At 73.0% G+C, this 3,107-nt stretch carries 4 protein-coding genes; all 4 read right to left on the reverse strand.

Annotation, left to right across the window (positions count from 1 at the left end):
* A partial coding sequence (locus CCN33_RS14755) for a DUF5709 domain-containing protein (RefSeq protein ID WP_107483943.1) occupies positions 1-491 on the reverse strand: 491 nt, incomplete at its 3' end.
* Between the two features lie 241 nt (positions 492-732).
* Positions 733-1,161 carry a DUF1360 domain-containing protein gene (locus CCN33_RS14760; RefSeq protein WP_400906091.1) on the reverse strand — a complete coding sequence of 143 codons (429 nt, stop codon included), beginning with the start codon at positions 1,159-1,161 and terminating at the stop codon, positions 733-735.
* A complete protein-coding gene (locus CCN33_RS33795) occupies positions 1,062-1,724 on the reverse strand; it encodes a Rieske (2Fe-2S) protein (RefSeq protein ID WP_425275843.1) in 663 nt (220 codons plus the stop codon). The genes CCN33_RS14760 and CCN33_RS33795 overlap by 100 nt, the downstream gene beginning before the upstream one ends.
* Complete coding sequence (locus tag CCN33_RS14770; RefSeq protein ID WP_086694084.1) at positions 1,711-2,520, reverse strand: formate/nitrite transporter family protein; 810 nt, start codon at positions 2,518-2,520, stop codon at positions 1,711-1,713. The genes CCN33_RS33795 and CCN33_RS14770 overlap by 14 nt, the downstream gene beginning before the upstream one ends.
* Between the last annotated feature and the right edge of the window lie 587 nt (positions 2,521-3,107).

Consider the following 3,107-nt stretch of genomic DNA (forward strand, 5'->3'; position numbering starts at 1 on the left):
GGGGGGATGGGGTCGTGACCGGGCTGCGAGAAGTTGTCGTCGGTGATGTGGGCGGCGGCCTCCTCGGCACTGGCCGCTCCCCCGTTGATGCCCACGTCGTAGGCGACCTCGTCCTTCTCGGTGTCGGGATGTGCGCCCTCGTCCGGCGCCACCAGGCGGCCGGCGCGCGCCTCGCCCGCCTGCGGGTCGATGAGCTCGCCGTCCCCGCCGGGCAGGTCGCCCACCCCGTCACCCTCCGGCTCCCGGACGTCCGGCTCCTCCTGGGCCAACCGCTGGTCGAGGCTCTCGCCCTCCCGCTGCTCGGTCGCGGTCGTGCCGTACTTGGTGACGCCGAGCGGCTTCTCCGGCGGCGAGTACCCCTCGTCGAGGAGTTCGTCGTAGGTCGGTTCCTCGACCGCGTCCTCCAGGTCGTCCAACCGCGCGGCGTCCTCTTCGCGCACATCGTTGTTGGTCGGCTGGTAGACGTCGTCGGCCATCGGATCGGTGTCCACGAGTGGCCTCCCTCCATCGAGTGGCTCTCAGGACCGTCGACATCCGCGTTTGCGGGTATGGCCGTCCCAATCAAAACTGCTTGGCGCGAGCTGGCTGCACTCCGGACAGCGAGCGGGGAATCACCCTCCGGTCGCTGTTCTAGGGTCAGTGCGGCGAGTACCCCCCACCACCGGCTTCACCCGCGCGGTCGGTGCCCGGCCCCCCACGGACGCCCGTGAACCACCGCGTTCCCCTGCCGGGTCACTCGCCGGTCGTCCTCTCGATCAGCGCGCTGTACGCCAGTTGCAGCGCGTCCGCCCCGGCGAGGGCGGCCAGCCCGCCCATGGCGGCGCGTGTCTCACGCGGCCAGAGAAGCTGGCCGGCGGTCAGGGTGGACGCCACCCAGACGCTCATGCAGAAGGGGCAGGTGGCCAGTTCTCCGACGGCATGCGCGCCGTCCCCCGTCGGTACCTCCTCGTGCAGTTCGGCCGGGCCCTGCGGGGCGACGTACCGGGTGAAGGGTGCGCGCAGCGGGCTGGTGACCGGTGCCTTGGTCAGCAGCCGGCTGAGCCGGAACGTGGCGACCGAGGTCAGGACGACGTCCCACGGCTCGGGCCGGTCGGGCAGCGGCCGGCCCCGGAGCCGTACCGCGGTGGCCCAGGCGGCCGTGTACGCGGCGAAGCCCGCCATGGTTGCCAGATAGCCGCCCAGCGGACGGTCGTGCCCCGCCGCGTACTGCCCCCCGGCCCGCCGCAGCAGCCCGTGCACACGTCCGGCGAGGCGTCCTTCAGCCGCGGTGTCCATGGGTTCCCGTCCCCGTACGCCGGCGTCCCTCGGCTGCCTCGCCCGGCGCCTGCCCGCCCGGCCCCTGTCGGCGCGGACGGTTCCCGCTGGAAGACGCTGCCGTGCCAGTGGCACTGGACGCATCCGCCGCTGACCTTGCCTTCGGAGAGTGACCCGGCGAGGTGGCTGCACCGGTCGGCCCGGGCGTCGGCCCCGGGCTGCCGCTCCCAGCGGTCCGGCAGCCACAGGACGCGCTCTGCCGCATCCGGGGGCGGCGGAGTGGCGTACTGCTCATGGTCGGCCGGGTCTCCCCCTGCGCGAACGGCAAACGCAGCGATCGGATCTCCTCGGATCGCCGGGGCCTGCCGGCGTGCGAACGGTCTGCCACGCCCTGCCCTTGACCGGCAGCTCCGCGTCCGGAGGAGGTCCGCCCGGAACAGGGTGCCGGGTGCGGTGTCATCCGGAGTCAGGCGCTTGCGCGCTGTCCCCGCTCAGCACCGGGGCACTGCGGATGAGGCGCAGTGTCGTGGTCAGCAGGAGTCCGCCGACGATGTTGCCGAGAACCGCCCAGGCCAGCCACCGCAGCCAGTCGAGGTAACCGTAGGACGTCATGCCGGTGTGCAGGCCGGCGAACGCGATGAGGGAGTCCAGCACCGAGTGCCACAGCCCGAGCCCGGCCAGGACGAACGCGGTGGCGACCGATGCGGTGATCTTCCCGGTCATGGACTCGGTGCCGTGGTGCATACGGGTCATGAGCGTGATGACGCCGCCGCCCAGCACGGCGAGGCAGAAGGTGCCCAGCGTGTACCCTCCCTCGACGAACTTCGCGCCCGAGGCGGCCGCGGTGCGGTGCAGGTCCGGGTAGGCCCGCATGACCAGCCACATGAACACCCAGCCGCCGATCAGGTTCATCACCAGCACCGTGGTCCACATGCGTGCCAGGTCCAGCCAGCCGGCCGCGCCCGCGATGACGGTGGCCACGGGCACCAGGAAGCCCTCGGTGAACAGTTCGCTGTGCCCGAGCAGCAAGGCGATGAGCCCCACGGAGAAGGCCAGCCCGGCCAGCAGCTCGCTGCCGGTCTCGTGCCGCACGAACAGCAGCGCCATGACGCCGACACCGACGTCGATCCCGCCCAGCAGCGAGGTGGCCACCAGGGACGTCCAGGTGCGGTGCAGGCGTGGCCGGCCCTCGGCCACGATCCGTTCCGCCGCCTCGGCGACTCTCCTCTCACCCGGCCCGCGCATGATGTGGTCATCCGGTTCCATGGCAGTCCTCCGGTCTCGCTCGGGCGAGCGCTTCGGTGCTCCATGACGGTGTCGGCTCCCTGGCCGGGTACCCGGCGGAACGTGAAGGCCGGCGGAGGCGACGGCAGGGATCACGCGGGATCGTCGGCGCCGACGAGCAGGGTGACGACCTCCGCGGCGGGCCGGATCCGGATGCCTTACCGGACACTGCGACAGCCCTTGAGTCCTGGTCGCCGGAGGGCGGTGCGTCGAAGATCAGCGCGGGCTTCGGGGACGTGGCTCGGGGCGGTCGGAGGCCCTGTCTCCACGGTAGGGGCCGGGCAGCGGCCACCGCCGGCCCCGCGCGTCCGCTCGGTCCGGCCAGGGGGCTCCCTCGGAGCGGTCGGCCCCTTGCCGGGCGGGCCGACGGCCCGGTCGCTTCCGCCGGGCCCGGGGCTCGGTGCGTGGCTTGGGGCTCGCCGGAAGGCGCGGCGAACTCTCCCCCGCTCTTCCACGGCGGGTGTACCGCGCTCAGAGGGCGTCAGGTATGTCCAGGGTGGTGAGGGCCGAGACCGGGTCGAGGTCGGGCGCACCGCGCGGCCACCAGTCCTGGTGGCCGCGCGGTGCGC

The organism is Streptomyces recifensis (assembly GCF_002154615.1).
Taxonomy (GTDB): Bacteria; Actinomycetota; Actinomycetes; order Streptomycetales; family Streptomycetaceae; genus Streptomyces; species Streptomyces griseoluteus.